Origin of the sequence: Streptomyces dioscori (assembly GCF_003024195.1) — a bacterium.
Classification (GTDB): Bacteria; Actinomycetota; Actinomycetes; order Streptomycetales; family Streptomycetaceae; genus Streptomyces; species Streptomyces dioscori.
The window spans coordinates 18,979-34,805 of the sequence record NZ_KZ679060.1 but is presented as its reverse complement, the minus strand read 5'-3'; the positions used below and the strand labels follow the sequence as shown (position 1 = coordinate 34,805).

General features: G+C 70.1%; 12 protein-coding genes and 1 pseudogene. 3 read left to right on the top strand and 10 right to left on the bottom strand.

Going from position 1 to position 15,827, the window contains the following annotated elements; all coding sequences use genetic code 11:
- Positions 1-19 precede the first annotated feature (19 nt).
- From C6Y14_RS40025 to C6Y14_RS40015, 3 genes are all read right to left on the bottom strand, one after another.
- On the bottom strand, positions 20-1,819 hold the full coding sequence (locus C6Y14_RS40025) for a vWA domain-containing protein (RefSeq protein ID WP_107021852.1): 1,800 nt from the start codon (positions 1,817-1,819) through the stop codon (positions 20-22).
- Positions 1,816-3,975: a hypothetical protein gene (locus C6Y14_RS40020; RefSeq protein WP_107021851.1), complete on the bottom strand. Its 2,160-nt coding sequence runs from the start codon at positions 3,973-3,975 to the stop codon at positions 1,816-1,818. The genes C6Y14_RS40025 and C6Y14_RS40020 overlap by 4 nt, the downstream gene beginning before the upstream one ends.
- A gap of 152 nt (positions 3,976-4,127) precedes the next feature.
- Entirely contained in the window at positions 4,128-4,982 is an 855-nt protein-coding gene (locus C6Y14_RS40015; protein WP_107021850.1) for a hypothetical protein, read from the bottom strand.
- Positions 4,983-5,222: 240 nt separating this feature from the next.
- Here C6Y14_RS40015 and C6Y14_RS40010 point away from each other — a divergent pair, with 240 nt between their 5' ends.
- Positions 5,223-5,765, top strand: coding sequence for an MOSC domain-containing protein (locus C6Y14_RS40010; RefSeq protein WP_107021849.1), 543 nt, complete (start codon positions 5,223-5,225; stop codon positions 5,763-5,765).
- Positions 5,766-5,779: 14 nt separating this feature from the next.
- On the opposite strand, the gene C6Y14_RS40005 is transcribed toward C6Y14_RS40010, so the two are convergent.
- From C6Y14_RS40005 to C6Y14_RS39975, 7 genes are all read right to left on the bottom strand, one after another.
- Complete coding sequence (locus C6Y14_RS40005) at positions 5,780-6,439, bottom strand: NADPH-dependent F420 reductase (RefSeq protein ID WP_404828910.1); 660 nt, start codon at positions 6,437-6,439, stop codon at positions 5,780-5,782.
- Positions 6,440-6,585: 146 nt separating this feature from the next.
- Positions 6,586-6,798 carry an EF-hand domain-containing protein gene (locus tag C6Y14_RS40000; RefSeq protein WP_107021847.1) on the bottom strand — a complete coding sequence of 71 codons (213 nt, stop codon included), beginning with the start codon at positions 6,796-6,798 and terminating at the stop codon, positions 6,586-6,588.
- Between the two features lie 89 nt (positions 6,799-6,887).
- The gene (locus C6Y14_RS39995) at positions 6,888-7,493 is read right to left on the bottom strand and encodes an ADP-ribosyltransferase (protein WP_107021846.1); all 606 of its coding nucleotides are present in this window, start codon (positions 7,491-7,493) and stop codon (positions 6,888-6,890) included.
- Between the two features lie 207 nt (positions 7,494-7,700).
- The gene (locus C6Y14_RS39990) at positions 7,701-8,204 is read right to left on the bottom strand and encodes an ATP-binding protein (protein ID WP_107021845.1); all 504 of its coding nucleotides are present in this window, start codon (positions 8,202-8,204) and stop codon (positions 7,701-7,703) included.
- 304 nt (positions 8,205-8,508) lie between these two features.
- Positions 8,509-9,276: an enoyl-CoA hydratase/isomerase family protein gene (locus C6Y14_RS39985; protein WP_107021844.1), complete on the bottom strand. Its 768-nt coding sequence runs from the start codon at positions 9,274-9,276 to the stop codon at positions 8,509-8,511.
- Positions 9,277-9,406: 130 nt separating this feature from the next.
- Positions 9,407-10,654 (bottom strand): L,D-transpeptidase, encoded by a 1,248-nt coding sequence (locus C6Y14_RS39980; RefSeq protein WP_199855032.1) that lies wholly within the window; start codon positions 10,652-10,654, stop codon positions 9,407-9,409.
- A 182-nt stretch (positions 10,655-10,836) separates the two neighbouring features.
- On the bottom strand, positions 10,837-12,069 hold the full coding sequence (locus C6Y14_RS39975) for a L,D-transpeptidase (RefSeq protein ID WP_107021842.1): 1,233 nt from the start codon (positions 12,067-12,069) through the stop codon (positions 10,837-10,839).
- A gap of 285 nt (positions 12,070-12,354) precedes the next feature.
- Here C6Y14_RS39975 and glgX point away from each other — a divergent pair, with 285 nt between their 5' ends.
- On the top strand, positions 12,355-14,670 hold the full coding sequence (glgX, locus tag C6Y14_RS39970; RefSeq protein ID WP_199855031.1) for a glycogen debranching protein GlgX: 2,316 nt from the start codon (positions 12,355-12,357) through the stop codon (positions 14,668-14,670).
- 58 nt (positions 14,671-14,728) lie between these two features.
- Positions 14,729-15,815 (top strand): annotated as a pseudogene (locus tag C6Y14_RS39965) (sulfatase family protein).
- Positions 15,816-15,827 lie beyond the last annotated feature (12 nt).

Genomic DNA, 15,827 nt, shown 5'->3' with positions numbered 1-15,827 from the left:
CTTTCTTCGGTGCCGCGCGTCAGAACGCGTCTTCCGCCATCCGGAAACCGTCCGGCGGAACGAGTGAGAACTGCGGGTCGCCGGAGCTCAGGCGCTGCCCGTAGGCGATGATCGTGTCCCGCAGGAACGCCGCGCAGCTGTGCGCCGCGGAAGCCACGTCCTGATGCGGTGCGGCCATGAACCCGAACTCGGGGCGGGTCGCCACGGTTCGGACCGCGCGGGCCTGGGCCCGGCCGAGGCCGAGCGCGATGAGATGCGGTGCCACTGGGTTGCCGCCCTGGTCGACCAGCTCCCGATAGGCGTCCTGCCATCCGTCGCCCCCCTCCGGGACGCCGCCGGAGAGGAAGAACACGATCGGCCGCAGCACCTGCGCACGCTGCGTCTTGACCAGCGCCACGTCCTGCCGGAGCAGCGCCTGCAGCATGCGGAAGGCCTGCTCGTACGAGAGTCCCTGGCGTCCGGCGAGGATCGGGGTGCGGGTACTGGGCAGCACGGTGTCCAGGGGCAGCCTCATCTCCGTACCGGCGGCCATGCCCAGGACGCACAGCCGCAGTGCGGCCGAGACGGCCGGTGCGCCGGCGAGCGCCGAATGCAGGGCTGCGAGACCGCGGTTGAGTTCATCGAGGCAGTCGTCGTCCAGCGACTCGTCGATGACGAGGTAGATGAGGGCGACACCGGAGAACGCGGTGGCCGGGGCGGCCGTCGTTCCCGAGGCGGACGGTGCGGTCGGCATCACCGGCGCCGTAACGGTGGGCGGCGCACTCGGCGTGACCGGTGCCGCCGCGTCCGGCGCCTGCTGGGGCGACGCGGGCGGGAGCTGTGCCGTGGCGTCCCAGGGCCGGGCGCCGGGCAGTTGGGGCGGAGCGGCTGCCGAGAGCGTAACGTGACCACCGGTGGCCTGGCCGACCTGTCCGGTGAGCTGCTGGCGCAACAGATCGAGGTCTCCGGCCTGGATGAGGCCCTTGTCCGCCATCACCTGGAACAGCGCGAGGGCCCGTTGGTTCTGCAGTTCGTCGGTGGTGGCCCGGGCCTCCTCCAGCTGGCGGCTCATCTCGAACGCCCCGGCAGCGTCGTTCGGATGGGTGATCAGGTAATGCCGGATCAGCCCCTCGCTGTTCGCGATCATGTCAGAGAACGCGGCGGCCTGGCGCTGCGTGGCCTGAATCTCGTAGGTCTGCTCGATCGCCTTGAGTTCGCCCTCCCGATGGGCGCCGCCGGACTTCGGCCGATGCCTGGCGGCGCCGATGTTCTCCTCCCACTCCGCCTCGATCAGCATCTCCAGGTAGGTCAGTGACTTGGCGTCGGGGCGCACTGAGACCCGGCAGCCGTCCATCACCAGGCCCGGGTCCAGGGACTCGGATGCGGCGCAGAGCTGGTTGAGGTGGCGCTGGAGTCCGAAGGAGTCGTCGATGCCGAAGCTCTGCCCTGCCGCGTGGAAGCGGCTGTTGAGGTGTCCGTGCACGATGGGGAGCGGGTCCTGCAGGCCGGAGCGCACCCACTCCTCGGCCCCCTGCCAGCCGGCGACACGGAAGGTGAAGGAAATGGTCACCTCGAAGGCGTGCACACCGTCCCGGGAGACCAGTGGATTCTGGCCGAGGACAGCGGTGCGGTGCTGCTGACGCATGTCGACCTCGTAGCGCATGCGGTACTTGGAGAAGAATTGCTGCCCGGTCCGCAACGGCCGGCCGTCGAAGCAGGCCACCTCACCCACGGCGGTGGCGTACACGACGGCCAGATACGGTTCCCTCGCTTTGGTGGGACCCACCGCCAAGCGGGGCACGGCCGACTGACTGACAATCAACGACACCGGCTGGTTCACCGGGCACCTCCTGGCTGAGCGGACAGGTCGGGCCGGCCCTGGCGCAGGGCGCCGCCGAGGACCGCCGCGGAGCGGGGCAGGGGACGAAAAGAGTCGCGCTCGTTCCAGCGCGCGACGTAGCGCTGCAGGAGCAGGCCCACTCGGGGGTTGCGAGTGGCGACATCTCCGACGAGCGAGCGGACCAGGTCGTCGAGGAGCAGCGGGTCCGACTCGGCCTGAGCGGCCCAGCCGTGGAGCACTCTCGCGGCCTCCTCCGCGAAGAGCTCGCCACCGATCGCTTCGGCCCACAAGTAGCCGAGTAGCCTCCGCAGTTCGCCACCGGACGGCCCGGTCGCGGCCAGCCACAGCAGCGTCGGCCGGCTGCGCGGCACGGCGCCCGCGACCACTTCCTCGGTCACGAGGGCGTCGGCGAGGATCAGGAAAACGAGGTGTCCGCAGGCTCGGCTCCGTGGCTGGTGCACCATCTCGGCCACGGCGCGCAGCACCACCGGTGCGCGCTCCGTCACGTCCTCCGCCATCATGTCGGCGAAGCCGTCACCGATCGCGATGGCCACCTGGATGTGATCCACCATTCCGAGCCGGGTGAGGGCTGCGACGGCGGTGCCGAGATCGGTGCCGCCCAGACACAGGCCGTACGCGCGCGCCGCCGCGGCCTGTGTCTGCCACGTCCCGCTCAGGTACCACTCGTTGACCAATGCGTACACGCCCGTACGAAGGGCGGGGTCCCGTGCACAGACCTTCAACGCGTAGGCGACGGCCTCACGGCGCAGCGAGCCGCTCTCCTCGTGCCGAATCCAGCCCGCGAAGACCTGGTTGGCGATGAACTCGAACGACTCGGTGGCGATCAGGCCGAGTGCGGTTCCCGCGAAACCGCGGACCTGCTGGGCCGGCGAGTCCACCAACCCGGCGAGCCAGCCGATGAGTTCCGGCTGAACACGGTATTCCGACCAGACGTGACGGATGATGCGGGACGGGTAGTCGGGATTCCGGTACTCGGCGACGGTGCACGGCAGCCAGCCGTAGCTCCCCTGGGTCACGGAACTGACGGTCCGGGAGCGCAACTTGTCGGCGAACAGCCTGCGCGAGTGGGCGAAGGGGTCCTGGCGCAGCGGAACGGGTCCCTGTTCGACGCTTGGCGTGAGAACCCCGCGCTCGCTGCGGAACCGGTCCAGCAGCATGCTCGCGGCCAACGCCACTTCCTCCTGCGGCAGGCCGCCGAGCACGGCGAGGGCGACAGCCTGGGTGCGCAGCACCGTGTCACCGAGCCCCTCGAACCATTCCTCGGGCCCCTCGCCGCCGGTCTGGTCCATCCTGGCCCGCACGCGGTCCAGGTCGAGGTCCAGCACCTGGGGCGGGTCGAGGGTGCCGGGGCCGTACTCCTGCGCGAGGACTTCCGCGAGCCGGGCCGCGTCACGGCAGGCCGCGTCGTCCAGCAGCTCCGCAGCCAGTTCGCCGACCCCGTCCACCTCCAGTACGCGCTCGGCCTCGGCCTCGCCCAGGTGGTGTGCCAGATGGGCTTCCAGTACGGCGTTCAGCGCTTCCGGGCGGATGACTCGCTGCACGTACTCGCCGACACCACGGCCCAGTTCGTCCTCGGTCCCGGCGATCAGGACCAGGTGTGCGTCCGCCCGGTACAGCAGGTCCTCCAGGCTTTCGAGCAGCGGGCCGCGCAGTTCGCCGAGGTCGGGGGGCCGGTCGAGGATCAGGCCCGCTCCGCTGCCGATCTGCTTCAGATCCGTCAGACGGGCCAAATCGTCTACGGAGTCGAGCCGGAACCATGTCTTGGCGCTGGCGGCGATCAGCAGCCGCACAGCCGCAGCTGTCTTTCCCGCGCCGCCCGGCCCGCGCAGTACGACGGAGCGGCTCTGCCGCCAGGCGTCCGTACGGATGGCGTCCCAGCGCGGCGGTTCCCGGAAGGCGTGCCGAACGGTGTCCACGATGCTCGCGGAGAGGGTGCGCAGCACGACACCGCGATCTCCCGCGGCCTGGATGACGATCTTGTTGCCCTGGACCCGGTCGCCGCCGATGTGCGTCCAAGCCTCGCGCAGCAACCCGGCTCGCAGACTGCCCTGCCCGGTACGGGCCGTGGCGTCCTGGGCGTTCCTTCCCGCCCCGACATTGTCGCCACCGGCTCCCGGGCTCTGGGGCCGATGCACTCCGTCCCCTCCGGGTGGCCGAGGTGCGTCACCGCCACCCGGAGGGGACGCACCTCCGCCGCCACTCTGTCCGCCGCCCGCGCCCGGCGGCGCGGGCGGCGAAGCCGGAGAGCCGACCGGGGCCGGCGCAGGCGAGGGGCCATCGGACACGCTCATGAGCCGTCCGCGGAGGTGCCGTAGTGGCGATGCTCGTACTTGCCGCCCTCTACATAGTCGCCTTCTTCGAGGTAGACGACGCGCTCTGCGCCGGGACCCACTATCCGGCTGTTCGACACGTCACGAATGTTCATGGGGGTGGACGGCGGGACCGTGCTCCCCTGGACGGTCCCGCCATCACCCGTCCCCGCCCCGGCGCCGTCCCGGACCGCAGTTCCCCCTGCTGCGCCGGGCGGCGTCCCCGAATCGGCGGGAAGCCCGGGCGGTGACGAGTAGCCGGGCACGGTGATCCAGCCCCGGCGTAGTTCGCCGTGCTTCGTGACGAAGTCGGCGGACAGATAGGACGCCGGGTCTATCCCGGGGTACCCGCCGCGCACGATCGAGGTGTGCACGTTTTCAGAGACCACCAGCACCAACTGGGCCCTGCGAGCCTGTTCGAGCACACCCTTGACCGGGCCAGCGTCCACCAGTCGGGCCAAATCGTTAATGGCGGTGCCTGTCCAGCGCTCGCCCTGCCGAATCACGAGCCCTTGATTGAGGCCGACCCTCAGCCGCATGCGGTGGTCCTGGTTGTACTTCACCTGGTGTGCCTGCAATGCGTCCTCCAGCCCGCGCGCCACTTCCCGCAGCAGCTTGGTCGGGCTCGTTCCCATGGGGATCAGAATCAGCATCCCGTCCCCACGGTCCTGGACTGGGCACTCGGCAAGGTCGAGTCCGGCCCGGGCGAGCGCGAACTCGACCACCTCATACAACTCACCGTGCAGTGTCGCCTGGGCGACTTCCGTTCGCAGGCTGAAGTCTTCGATGTCCAGCAGCACGATCCAGTAGCTGTGCGGATCAGGCGACACCATGTCCGTCCTCCTGTGCTCACGCAGGAGCGGCCAAGAGCGCCCCCGCGGCTCCATGCAAAAACCTGTGAGAAGCAGTGTCTACGCCAACTGGCACACAGCGCACCATATTTAGAACATCTCTATTGATAGAGAAATAGAGGAGGAAAACCCGTAAGGAGCACCTTTCGCTAGTTACGCTTAAGGAAAGGCAGGAACTTTTACACCGCTATAACCCCGAGCCACGAGAGGTAGCTTCGGCATATGAGTAGGACAGTTGCTGCAGTCAGCAGTAAGGAGACGTACTCGTTCACCAAGCCGAACCGGGAGAGCATCATGCTGCTCGCGGGGCTCGGGGTCGAGGGTGATGTGCATGCGGGGACGACCGTCAAGCATCGGTTCCGGATGCGGAAGGATCCCTCGCAGCCGAATCTGCGGCAGGTGCACCTCATCCACGAGGAGCTGTTCGACGAGGTCCGGGGAGCCGGGTTCGAGGTCGCGGCCGGGGAGCTCGGCGAGAACGTCACCACCCGGGGCATCGATCTGCTCGGGCTGCCGGCCGGGACGCTGCTGCGGCTCGGGGATGAGGCCGTGGTGGAGGTCACCGGGCTGCGCAATCCCTGCGCGCAGATCGACACCTTCCGGAAGGGGCTCATGAAGCAGGTCGTGGGCCGGGGCGAGGACGGGAAGGCCCGGTTCCGGTCCGGGATCATGAGTGTGGTCGTCGCGGGCGGCCGGGTGCGGCCCGGTGACCCCGTGGAGGTCGAACTGCCGGCCGGGCCGCACCTGCCGCTGGAGATCGTCTGAGCGGGGCGGGAGAGTTACGCGGTGAAGTCCGGGGTGCGTTCCCTGGACGCCTCGGCCAGGGCCTTCGTCACCGCGTCCACGCCTTCCTGGAGGCCGTAGACGGGGGTGGCGGGCTGCTGGCGCCAGGAGTCGTCGAGGCCGCCCGCGTCCACGGTGTCGAAGCCGAGCTCGTCGATGAGGGCGCGTACGACCTGCTTGGCGGCCGCGTCGTCGGCCGCCACCGGGAGGGCGATGCGGTCGGGGGCGCCGGCCGGCCGGGGGCGGTCCAGGATGTCCTGCGCGTACGTGCCGTTGAAGGCCTTGACCACCGTGTGGCCGAGGTGCTGGGCCGTCCAGCGGGACTCCGTCAGACCCTCGTCCAGGATCGCGGCGATCCTGCCGTCCCGCTGCGGGTAGTAGTTGCCGGTGTCGATGACGGTCACCCCGTCGGCCGCCTGGTCCAGCAGTCCGGACGGCAGGTCGGGAATCGCCTTCAGGGGGATCGTGACGACGACGACCTCGGCGCCCCGGGGAGCCTCCTCGACGGTGACAGGGGTGGCTCCGGTCTCCTCCGCCAGCGCGGTGAGCGTCTGCGGGCCGCGGGAGTTGGCGACGTACACGTCGTGGCCGAGTGAGGTGAGGCGGCGGGTGAGGTTGCCGCCGATGTTCCCTGCTCCGATGATGCCGATCTTCATGGGGGCTCGCCCTTCGAGGGGGTGGGTGACTCCTGGCGCGATATACCAACCCGGGTTCATACCGGGCTATTCCGAGCCCCACTCGGATGGACGAACACGACAAAGGGGCGCCCACCGTGAACCGGTGGGCGCCCCTGCCACTCGGGTCACTTGTTGATGTGGGCCCAGAACTCGTCGAACGAGAGCAGCTTGTCGCCGTTGAGGTCCTGGGCGCCGATGACGGCCTCGGCGACCGAGTCCGTGACGTTCCAGTCCCCGCCCTGGGCCAGGGCCTTCTTGAACTCGGCGGCGGTGATGTAGCCGTCCCCGTCCACGTCGATGCGCTCGAACGCCTTACGTGCTTCCTCGATGTCCGCCACCGGACCCGCCCCTTCGTGGTGCTTCAATGACGAGGTCAGATTAACGTTCCGCTCCGGCGCGCAGCGCGGCGACCACCCGGGCGCCGGAGTCAGTGCCAGGGCTCGTAGTGCGGGTTGCTCTCGCAGTCGCTCATGATCTCGGTCTTGGTCTTCTTGTCGACGGGGCAGACGCCGATGATGTACTGCCGCGCGATACCGCCCGGGAAGGCGACCTCGACCTGGTCGGCCCACCTGTGGGTGTCGCCGATGGTCTTGTTGACGTCCACGCCGCCCGGGGCGTCGATGTAGTAGTTGTAGCCGCTCTTCCACCACGTCTTGTAGAGGTCGTGGTCGTAGCTCGTGGAGACGTACGGGGAGGGCTGGTTGACCAGGACGTACTGCTCGATGTCGTACTGGCCGTTGATGACGTTCTTCGGCAGGAAGCCCTGCTCGAAGACGACCGCCGGGCCGCGGCCGTCGCTGCGGTAGAGCGTGCCGCAGCTCGTGCGCCAGGCGGGGTCCGGGGTGATGCGGTCGACGTCCACGCGGTGGTCTGCGGCGGCGTGGACGGGGTCCGCGTACTGGGGGCAGGCGGGGGCGGCTGCCGCCTTTGCCGTGGGGGTCTGCGTGGGGGGTGTCGCTGCGGAGGTGGTGAGGACTGCGGTCAGGGTGAAGGCGAGGGTGGCTGCGTGGCGCTTCCAGCGGGTTGTGATCATGGGAGCACGATCTCGGTGGGGGCTGCCTCGGGGGCGAACCCTCACTCGTTGGCGGCGTGTCCGTGGGCGGGGTTGCCGTGGGGTGTTCCTCGCCCCCGCCGCCCCTACCCGTTCCCGTCAACGACTCGGGGGGCCAGCCCCCCGAACCCCCGCTCCTCAAACGCCGGAGAGGCTGATCATCAGCCCGTCCGGCGTTTGAGGACACCCCTAGCGGTCCGCCACCCGCATCTCGAACCATGTCGTCTTGCCGCGAGGCAACAGGTCGACCCCCCAGCGGTCGGAGAGCTTGTCCACCAGGAACAGGCCCCGGCCGCTGACGTCCATGTCCTGGACCGGCATCAGACAGGGCAGCCCCCGCGAGGGGTCGCGGACCTCGACCCGGATCCATCCGCGGCGGCGTCGCATCCGGAGCCCGAAGACCCGCGCCCCCGTGTGCCGCACGGCGTTGCCCACGAGTTCCGACACCAGTAACACGGCGTCCTCGGTCATCTTCGGCGAGAGCCCCCACTGGCGGAGCACCACCACCTGGGTGAGCCGGCGCGCCGTGGCGGCGGACTCCGGCCGGGACGGCAGAGGTACCTCCGCCTCGGTGGGGTTGCCGAACAGTTCCAGCGCCTTCAGCGCGTGTTCGTCCTCGACAGCAGGCGACCAGCGCGCCGCGGTCGCACTCCCGTGCCGCCGCGGCTGTTCGATACCCTCCAGCCCCGCCATGCCCCCATCATGACCCCCGAAGGGGCCTCTCCGGGGGTGTTCCGGAGGAATACGCCCCCCGGAACCCATTGTTCCGCATCATCCGATTGACATATGCCATCGGCATCACAATGGCCCAGGCAGCCCATCTGGCCTGCACGGACAGGGGTGTTCGGGGCAATCGCCCGCGCTCCCCCGCAAGGAAGGCTTAAGGCTGCCTTAAGGACCGGATAAGCCGCCCCGCCGAGCCGAATGTCCACGCGGACGGGTGATACACCGCGTCAACAGCAAGTGGACCGGCGGAAGTTTCTCAACAGCCGCCGCGTCAGAGGAACTTCGCCTTGCCCGGTCCCTCCTCGACGAAGCTCCGCATCCCCGACTCCCGGTCCTCCGTCGCGAACAGGCCCGCGAACCAGGTGCGTTCGACCGCGAGTCCGGTCTCGATGTCCGTCTCCAGGCCGACGTCGACGGCCTCCTTGGCCGCGCGCAGCGCGAGCGCCGGTCCCCGCGCGAGTTTCGCGGCCCAGGCGTGCGCCTCGGTGTACACGTCGGCGGCCGGTACGACCCGGTCCACCAGGCCGAGGGTGAGGGCCTCGTCGGCCTTGACCATGCGGCCGGTGAAGATGAGGTCCTTCGCGCGGGAGGGGCCGATCAGCCGGGACAGGCGCTGGGTGCCGCCGGCGCCCGGGATCAGCCCGAGGAGGATCTCCGGCTGGCCGAGCTTGGCGTTGTCCGCGGCGATCCTGTAGTCGGCGCACAGCGCCAGTTCGCAGCCGCCGCCGAGCGCGTAGCCGGTGACGGCGGCGACGACCGGCTTGGGGATGCGGGTCACGGCGGTGAAGGAGTCCTGCAGGGCCCGGGAGCGTACGACCATGGCCGCGTGGTCCATGGCCTGCATCTCCTTGATGTCCGCGCCCGCCGCGAACACCTTCTCGCCGCCGTAGAGGATCACGGCGCGCACGTCCTCGCGGCGGGTGGCCTCCTCGGCGAGTTCCCTGAGCCGGTCCTGGGTGGCGACGTCCAGCGCGTTCATGGGCGGACGGTCGAGGCGGATCGTGCCGACGCCCTCGGCGACTTCGAGATGCACAGTCATGAGAGGAGGTTAACGAAGGCTAACGGGAACGGCCCCGGTGTGCCTCGTCACATCACGGACGAGGCACACCGGGGCCGTACGGTCTCGGGAGAGAGGGTGCCGCGGTCGACGGCGCCCCCTCAGCGCGAGGTCAGGCCGTCCACTTCTCCCACGACATGTTCCAGCCGTTGAGGCCGTTGTCCGGGTCGATGATCCGGTCGTTGGAGTTCTTCACGACCACCACGTCGCCGACGATCGAGCGGTCGAAGAACCACGCGGCCGGGGCTCCCCGGTCACCGCCGCCGCGCTGGTCGCGCAGGCCGATGCAGCCGTGGCTGGCGTTGTAGTTGCCGAAGGCGTCGCCGCCCCAGTAGTTGCCGTGGATGAACGTGCCCGAGTTGGACAGGCGCATCGCGTCGGGCACGTCCTTGATGTCGTACTCGCCGCCGTAGCCGACCGTCTCGCCGTTCATACGGGTCACCCGAAGGCGCTCGCTGATGACCATCTGGCCGTTCCAGGTCTCGTAACCCGCCTTGCCGGTCGTGACGGGAATGGTCTTGATGACCTTGCCGTCGCGCTTGACGGTCATCTTCTTGGTCTTGACGTCGACGGTGGAGACCTGGCTGCGGCCGATCGTGAACTTCACGGTCTTGGCCTGCTCGCCGTAGACACCGGGCCGGCCCTCGACACCGTCGAGGTTCAGGGTGACGGTGACCTTCGTACCGGACTTCCAGTACTTCTCCGGGCGGAAGTCGAGGCGGTCGTTGCCGAACCAGTGGCCCTGGACGTCGACCGCCGGCTCGGTCTTGATCTTGATGGCCTTCTCGATGTCCTCCGGGTGCGTGATGCCCCGGGTGAAGCGCACCGAGAAGGGCATTCCGACGCCGACCTTGGAACCGTCCTCCGGCGTGAAGATGCCGACGAACGTGTTCTTCGGGGTCAGCGTGGTGAACGCGGACTCCTCGGCGGCCTCACGGCCGTCGGAGTCCTTCGCCACCGCGTGGACCTTGTACTTGGTCGAGGCCGCGAGGTGGGCGGCGGGCGTCCAGCTGGCGCCGCCGCCGGTGATCTTCCCCTCGACCGGGTTGCCCTTGGTGTCCTCGACCTTCACCTCGGTCAGCTTGCCCTTGGCCGCTGTCACCTTCAGTGCGCCGCTGGTCTTGACGGCGTCGGCGCCGTCCTTCGGCGCGATGGTCACGACCGCCTGCGAGACCTTGGTGTCCGCCTGGCTGGAATCCTTGCCCTTGTCCTTGTCCCCGCCGGACCCGGAACCCGAGTCCCCTCCTCCGCCGCACGCGGTCACGAGGAGCAGCAGCACCCCCAGCACAAGTGCCAGGGCTCCCTTGCCGCTTCGTGTCCGCGCGCCAACCGACGCCCCCGATATCGGTCGCCCGTTCAAGTTCGTTCTCCCCTCGCACGGCCTGTTCAGGCCCGTACTACGACGGCGCGTCCCGCGCACGCATCGCGCTAATTAATCACACTGCCAGGAGAGATGACCTCCCGGGAATGTCACCGTTCAGTCCCAACTGCTGGAGCCGGGAGCGCGATGGGGGCCCTTCCTGTGCGTACCCCTATGTCGGGCTACTTCACCGCTGAGCCCGCTTTCCAGGCTTTCCAGCCCATGTTCCACCCACCGAGGCCGTTGTCGGGAGCGACCTTCTTGTCATTGCTGCGGACGACCTCGACGACGTCACCGATGAGGCTGCGGTCGAAGAACCAGCCCGCCGGGGTCGCGGAGCTGCCGCCCTTCACATCGCGCAGTCCGACGCAGCCGTGGCTGACATTGGCCGTGCCGAAGACGCCCTTGGCCCAGTAGTTGCCGTGCAGGAAGGTCCCTGAGGAGGTGAGGCGCACGGCGTGCGGGACGTCCGGGATGTCGTACTCGCCCTTGCCGTCGGCCCGTTTGAAGCCGACGGTGGCCCCGTTCATCCGGGTGACCTCCAGCATCTCGGTGATCACCATTTTCCCGTTGTACGTGGTGTTGCCGGGGGCACCCGCGGTGATCGGCACCGTGGACAGGAGTTCGCCGTCGCGGGTCACCCGCATGGTGTGGGCGGCGGCGTCGACGACGCTGGTCTGGCTGCGGCCGACCGTGAAGGAGAAGGTCTTGTACTGGAGCCCGTACACGCCGGGGGCCGCCTCAACGTCCCGCAGCCGCAGGTCGACGGTGACCTTGGTGCCGGGCTTCCAGTAGGTCTCGGGCCGGAAGTCGAGTCGGTCCTCGCCGAACCAGTGCGGGGCGATCTCCGTCTTCGGTACGGAGGTCACGCGGATCGCGCGCTCGACGGCCGCCCGGTTGTCGATCTCGCGGTTGAACTCCAGGGACACGATCATTCCGGTGCCGACCGTCGAGCGGTTCTCCGGCGTGACGTATCCGATGAACCGCTCGTCGGGAACGTACGTCGTGAAGGTCACGTGCCGGGCCACCCGCCGGCCGTGGGCGTCGAGCGCGACCGCGTCCACCGTGTACTTGGCTGCCAGCGCGAGATTCGGTTCGTCGGGCCGCCAGGTCGCGCCGTCCTCGCCGATCGAGCCGGGCACCGGGAACTCCTGCGCGTCCTGGGACTTCACGACCTTCACGGACTCCAGGCGCCCGGCGGGCACCCGTACCTTCAGGCCCTCCTCGGGCTGTACGGCCTTGCTGCCGTCGTCCGGCGAGACCCGGATCGCCTCCTCGGGCGAGCGGGGCTTGCCGAGCATCTCGTCCACCCCGTGCGAGGTGCATCCGGCGGCCGCGGCCAACAGGGCCGCCCATGTCAGTACGGCGGCCAGCGCGGCCCCTGCGCGCCCCGCGCGCCTCTGTGCGTGCATCACGTGGGACCCAACGACGGAGCGGGCCCCGGGGAAGTGGGTCCGTTCGGCGGGTGCCGGGCGGCGCCGGGCGCCTCACATCCGGCGCCTCACGTTCCGGGCCTCGCACGCCGTGCCTCCCATGCGGCGCCTCACATTCCGTGCCTCTGTTCGGCCTACGCCTCAGGAAACGTGAGTGCGAGCCCGGCTCTGGGCAGAACAGTGGGGAGGACGACGCGACAGAGGACCGCGGCCGGGACACCGCGGTCCTCCTCGTGCCGCTCCGACCGAGCCGCGGGAGGGCCCAGGGTGTCGAGCGCAGCCGAGCAGGAGGCAGTGCGGGAACCGGCGCAGGAAGGACGCGCCCTCGGCAAAGGGCTGCCCGCACAGGCCGCCCCCGCGGTGAACGGCACGGCGCTCACGGCGCCGGCTGTCTCCGTGTGGCCGGGTGCGCCGACCCCGCTCGGGGCGCGCTTCAGGACCGGGCCCGACGGGGTCTCGGGCACCAACTTCGCGCTGTGGGCGGGCGGGGCCGAGTCCGTGGAGCTGTGTCTCTTCGGCTCACCGGACGATCCCGGCGGCGAGGGCGACGGCGTCGAGGTCCGGGTTCCCCTCACCGAGCTGACCCATGAGATCTGGCACGGCTTCGTGCCCGGGGTGCGGCCCGGCCAGCGGTACGGCTTCCGGGTGCACGGCCGCTGGGACCCGTGGACCGGCGCCCGCTGGAACCCCGCGAAACTGCTCCTGGACCCGTACGCCCGTGCCGTGGACGGCGCGGGACGCGACGAGTTCGGGAGTTTGCCGCCGGAGGTGTACGGGCATGTGCGGGACTGGCCGCAGCAGCATGTGGCGGACACCGTGCGCGACGACCGGGACTCGGCGCCGTTCGTCCCCAAGGGGGTCGTCGTCCACGACGACACCCCCGGCGACGAGTGGGCGGACGACCGCCGTCCGAAGACGCCGTGGGCGGACTCCGTCATCTACGAGCTGCACGTCAAGGGCTTCACCAAGCTGCACCCGGGGATCCCGGAGGAACTGCGCGGCACGTACGCCGGGCTGGCGCACCCGGCGGCGATCGAGCACCTGGTGGCGCTCGGGGTGACGGCCGTGGAGCTGCTGCCGGTGCACCAGTTCGCGCACGAGGACCATCTGCTGCGCCGGGGCATGAAGAACTACTGGGGCTACAACTCGATCGGCTACTTCGCCCCGCACGCCGGATACGCGGCCTCCGGGACCAACGGCCAGCAGGTCGGCGAGTTCAAGCGCATGGTGCGCGCGCTGCACGCCGCCGGGATAGAAGTCATCCTCGACGTGGTCTACAACCACACCGCGGAGGCGAGCGAGCTGGGGCCCACGCTGTCGCTGCGCGGCATCGACAACCGCGGCTATTACCGACTGCAGGACGACGCCCGGCGGTACGCGGACTACACGGGCTGCGGCAACACCCTGCACGTCGTCCAGCCGCACGTGCTGCGGCTGATCACCGACTCGCTGCGCTACTGGGTGACGGAGATGGGCGTCGACGGCTTCCGCTTCGACCTCGCGGCGGCGCTGGCCCGGTCGATGCACGACGTCGACATGCTGTCCCCGTTCCTGGCCGTCATCGCGCAGGACCCGGTGCTACGCCGCGTGAAGCTGATCGCCGAGCCGTGGGACGTCGGCTCAGGCGGCTACCAGGTGGGCGCCTTCCCGCCGCTGTGGACGGAGTGGAACGACCGCTACCGCAACGCCGTACGGGACTTCTGGCGGGGCGCGCTGCCGGACGTACGCGACCTCGGGTACCGGCTCTCGGGCTCCAGCGACCTATACGCCTGGGGCGGGCGGCGGCCGTACGCCTCGGTGAACTTCGTGACCGCCCACGACGGTTTCACCCTGCGGGACATGGTGTCGTACGAGCGCAAGCACAACGAGGCCAACGGCGAGGGCAACAGGGACGGCACCGACGACAACCGGGCCTGGAACTGCGGGACGGAGGGCGAGACGCAGGACGCCCGGGTGAACGGCCTGCGGCGCCGCCAGCTCCGTAACCTGCTGACCACGCTGCTGCTCTCCACGGGTGTCCCGATGCTGGTCGCGGGCGACGAACTGGGGCGCACCCAGGGCGGCAACAACAACGCCTACTGCCAGGACAACGAGATCAGCTGGCTCGACTGGAGCCTGCTGGACGACCCCGGCTGGCGGGCCCTGTTCGACCTGACGTCCCGGCTGATCGCGCTGCGCCACGCACATCCCGTGCTGCGGCGGCGCGCCTTCTTCTCCGGGCGGGCGCACTCGGCCGACGGGCTGCGGGACCTGGCGTGGTTCACCGCGCACGGCACGGAGATGACGGAACGGGACTGGTACGCCCCCGCCGGGACGCTGGGCATGTTCCTGTCCGGGCGGGACATCCCGGGGCGGGACGCGCGGGGCGTGCCCGTGACGGACGACAGCTTCCTCGCGGTGCTGCACGCGGGCGACAGACCCGCGGGCTTCGTCCTGCCGGGACCGCCGTGGGCCCGGTCGTACGAGGTCGTCGTCGACACCTCCCGGGAGGAGCAGTCGGCCGCGCCGGACGTGGTGCACCGGGCGGGCGCGACGATCACCGTGCCGGCGCGGGCGGTGCTGCTGCTGCGGGTGGCGGACTGAGGGGGCGCCCGCCGGGGAGGGGTACGGGCGCCTCACCCAAGGATCCCGTACGCCTGAAATATCCCGTCGTATCTTCGGTGGGCTCGTCGGTGGCGGCGCCGTGACGGCCGTCGCCACCACGGCCGGTACCGCTCCGGCCGCCGCGGCCGGGGCGACCACCGCCGAACGGCCCTTCGCCGCCCGCACCTCCGGCGCCGCGGCCGGCCGACGCCCCAACATCCTGGTCATCCTGGGTGACGACCTCGGCTGGGCCGACCTCTCCTCGTACGGCGCCCCGCACATCCGCACGCCCCATCTGGACCGGCTCGCCCGGCAGGGAGTGCGGTTCACCGACGCGTACTCCGGGTCCGCGACCTGCTCGCCGACCCGGTTCAGCCTCTACACCGGGCGGTACCCGGGCCGTACGCGAACCTCAACTTCACCACCCCGCACTGGCCCTGGCTCGCCGAGGACGACGCAGAGACCGGTGCCGAGATCGCCGCGAGGATCCGGGCGGCCAGGAACCAGGCGGAGGTCTCCCGGGCGCTCAACCACTTCGACGGCGGCTCGGTCGAGAAGTACACGCAGATGGTGGAGAGCCTGGACGCGGCCGTCGGCGAGGTGCTGGCGGCGCTGCGGCGCTCCGGGCAGGAGGAGAACACGCTGGTGCTGTTCGCCAGCGACAACGGCGGCGAGCGCTACTCCTACAACTGGCCGCTCAGCGGGGAGAAGTTCGTACTCCTGGAGGGCGGGATCCGGGTGCCGGCGATCGTGCGCTGGCCGGCCCGGATCGACGGCCACCAGGTCAGCCACGTGCCCAACTTCTCCCCCGACTGGACGGCGACCCTGCTGGAGGTGGGCGGCGCCCGGCCCGACCCGGCGTACCCGCTGGACGGCACCAGCCTCGCCGGCTACCTGCTGAAGGGCGAGCGGCCGCGGGAGCGAGACCTGTTCTGGCGGGTACGGGCCAAGCGGGCGCTGCGACGCGGCGACTGGAAGTACTACCGGAACGAGGGGGCGACGACCACCTCTACGACCTCGCCGCCGACTCCCGCGAACAGGCCGATCTGGCGACCGACCGGCCCGAGCTGCTCGCCGAGCTGAGGGCCGCCTGGGAGAGGACGGCGGCGACCCTTCTCCCGTACCCGACCGCCCCGACCGCCTAGAACAGCTCTCGG

What these genes read in the sequence shown, in the direction of transcription:
- C6Y14_RS40015 (WP_107021850.1), bottom strand. Translation starts at nt 4,982, where the DNA reads ATGGTGTCGCCTGATCCGCACAGCTACTGGATCGTGCTGCTGGACATC.
- C6Y14_RS40010 (WP_107021849.1), top strand. Translation starts at nt 5,223, where the DNA reads ATGAGTAGGACAGTTGCTGCAGTCAGCAGTAAGGAGACGTACTCGTTC.
- C6Y14_RS40005 (WP_404828910.1), bottom strand. Translation starts at nt 6,439, where the DNA reads ATGAAGATCGGCATCATCGGAGCAGGGAACATCGGCGGCAACCTCACC.
- C6Y14_RS39995 (WP_107021846.1), bottom strand. Translation starts at nt 7,493, where the DNA reads ATGATCACAACCCGCTGGAAGCGCCACGCAGCCACCCTCGCCTTCACC.
- C6Y14_RS39990 (WP_107021845.1), bottom strand. Translation starts at nt 8,204, where the DNA reads ATGGCGGGGCTGGAGGGTATCGAACAGCCGCGGCGGCACGGGAGTGCG.
- C6Y14_RS39985 (WP_107021844.1), bottom strand. Translation starts at nt 9,276, where the DNA reads ATGACTGTGCATCTCGAAGTCGCCGAGGGCGTCGGCACGATCCGCCTC.